Below are 1,984 nucleotides of genomic sequence, written 5' to 3'. Positions count from 1 at the left end.
CGGGCGACTCCGGCACGCCCGCCGCCGGCCCGCCGACCACCGCACCATCCACGACCACGGCGCGCGGCCCGGTTCCCACCTCGCCGGATGACCTGATCGCCCGGTTCAGGGTCGTGCTCGGCGACACCGCGACGTTCGAGGTGACCCAAAAAATCAACGTGCCAGGGCCAGGGGCTGTCCCGTCCTCGAAGAACCCCGCGCCACCGGGGACAGGATCGGTCGTGACACCACAGGTGCCGAACCCGGACGCCACCTCCAGCGCACTTGTCGTCGGGACTCTGACCTCCGCAGGCATCACCGGGAGCTTCAGCCTGATGATCTACCCCAGCGATTCCGAGCCCGGCGAGTGGTGCCGTCTTTCCCGCACGAAGGACTGTGATGTCAGCACGCTGCCCGACGGCTCCCGGCTGGTGACCGGGACCGGGCACCAGGCTCCCGGCGCGGTGTCGTACCTGGCGTGCCTCATGCGGCCCGACGGGACGATGGTCATCATGCACGTTGGCAACCAGGAGGACCCCGGGGGCGCTGCGATCAACTCGCCGGGCGGTCGGATCTACTCGCCGCAGCCGCCCCTGACCCTCGACCAGCTGAAGGCGATCGTCACCTCCGGCAAATGGTGACGAGGTTCGTGATGGCCGGCTACCTCGGTGGCCGGCCATCAGTCATTTCTCGGCCAGGAGGCGATCCAGCTGCGGGGTGAGGTCGCTGGCCAGCAGGTCGTCGAACCGACAACGCGCACGAGGACTCCGTCACAACGCCGCTCTGCGGCACGTCGGCAACCGCTTCGTTGGGATCCTTCACGGCTGCCTCGCCGCCAACGCGACCTCTCGGGCTCACAAACCATGATCCACAACGATGAAGAGGAGCAGGAGAATGACTACGGAAAGCAGAGAAGCAGGTCGAGACGAATCTCGACCTGCTTCTCTGGAGTACGCCGCCAGGGACTCGAACCCCGGACCCGCTGATTAAGAGTCAGCTGCTCTAACCAACTGAGCTAGCGGCGCTTGTTTGTGTGCCGGAGTCTTGCTCATTCCGACGTCAAGAACGTTAGCACAGCGCATCCAACGGGTTTTCGGGTGGGGGGCGCTCGCCCTGCTCGAACCCGGTGTGGATGAGCCACTGCGCCGCCGCGTAGGTCGGCATCACCCCGGCGGAAGCGATCCGCGCCCACCGTCCTTTGAGGACGAACCGGCTGGCCCCGAGCAACGCGTCCGACACCGCGAACAGCGCCGCGCCGCCGACGACTCGTCGCGAACCCGTGCCGCGCACCGTCGACGCGGCGGCGACCATCGTGCCGAGCGTGAGTGCGTACAGGCCCACTGGTCGTCCCATCGGCCCGGCCGCGCGGGAGAACGCGAAAGCTCCGGCAGTCGAAGCCGCGACGATCGGCACGACCGCTTTGCGTGCGCCCGGCGATGACCGCCGTGCCAGCGCCGCGGTGTAGCCGACGTGGGCCACCAGGAAGCTGAAGAGTCCGGTGCGGAACGCCCGGTCCGAGTCGCCGAGCAGCGCCACGTCACCCGCCCACGAACCGGCGAGGCCGACCGCCATGCCGGGGTCGCGCGGTGGGCTGGCCACGGCGAGCGCGGGCATCAGCGCTGTCTTCGTGACCTTGCGCAGGGCGTTGGTGCCGCGCACGGTTGCGGCGATCGAGTCCACGACCGCGGCCACCGCGTACGCCTGCTTCTTCATGAGCACACCCTCCTTCGTCGGTGTCGTACCGCGTCAGGTGAGCAGTCTGCGCAGCGAGGTCGGAGTGTGCCCGACGTGTTCGCGCACGGTCCGGCACAGGTGCGCCTGGTCGGAGAAGCCGAGGTCGGCGGCGAGCACGGCGAGGCTCGGTTCGCCTGCCTCCAGCCGATCCAGCGCGCGGGCGACGCGGACGCGATTGCGGTAGCGGGTCAGCGACACCCCCCAGTTCGCGGGTGAAGGCCCTGCTGAGCCGGTAGGGCGAGACGCCGAGGAGGCCGGCGAGCGGAATCAG

The 1,984-nt window shown here is 69.0% G+C and carries 2 protein-coding genes, 1 tRNA gene and 1 pseudogene; 1 reads left to right on the top strand and 3 read right to left on the bottom strand.

Annotated features, from left to right (window positions below; all coding sequences use genetic code 11):
* A partial coding sequence (locus tag FXN61_RS49120; protein WP_223165914.1) for a hypothetical protein occupies nucleotides 1-620 on the top strand: 620 nt, incomplete at its 5' end.
* 310 nt (nucleotides 621-930) lie between these two features.
* On the opposite strand, the gene FXN61_RS49115 is transcribed toward FXN61_RS49120, so the two are convergent.
* The 3 genes and pseudogenes from FXN61_RS49115 to FXN61_RS49105 all read right to left on the bottom strand — a co-directional run.
* Nucleotides 931-1,004: transfer RNA gene (locus FXN61_RS49115), tRNA-Lys, on the bottom strand.
* Nucleotides 1,005-1,047: 43 nt separating this feature from the next.
* On the bottom strand, nucleotides 1,048-1,692 hold the full coding sequence (locus FXN61_RS49110) for a lysoplasmalogenase (protein WP_188136323.1): 645 nt from the start codon (nucleotides 1,690-1,692) through the stop codon (nucleotides 1,048-1,050).
* Nucleotides 1,693-1,725: 33 nt separating this feature from the next.
* A pseudogene (locus FXN61_RS49105) lies at nucleotides 1,726-1,984 on the bottom strand (helix-turn-helix transcriptional regulator); the annotation flags it as partial.

Origin of the sequence: Lentzea indica (genome assembly GCF_012184385.1) — a bacterium.
Classification (GTDB): domain Bacteria; phylum Actinomycetota; class Actinomycetes; order Mycobacteriales; family Pseudonocardiaceae; genus Lentzea; species Lentzea indica.
Note: the sequence above shows the minus strand (reverse complement) of the source record. Positions and strands in the feature narration are given on the sequence as shown.

Bases quoted from the DNA above. Each gene is read 5' to 3' on its own strand.
- FXN61_RS49110 (WP_188136323.1), bottom strand. From the start codon at position 1,692: ATGAAGAAGCAGGCGTACGCGGTGGCCGCGGTCGTGGACTCGATCGCC.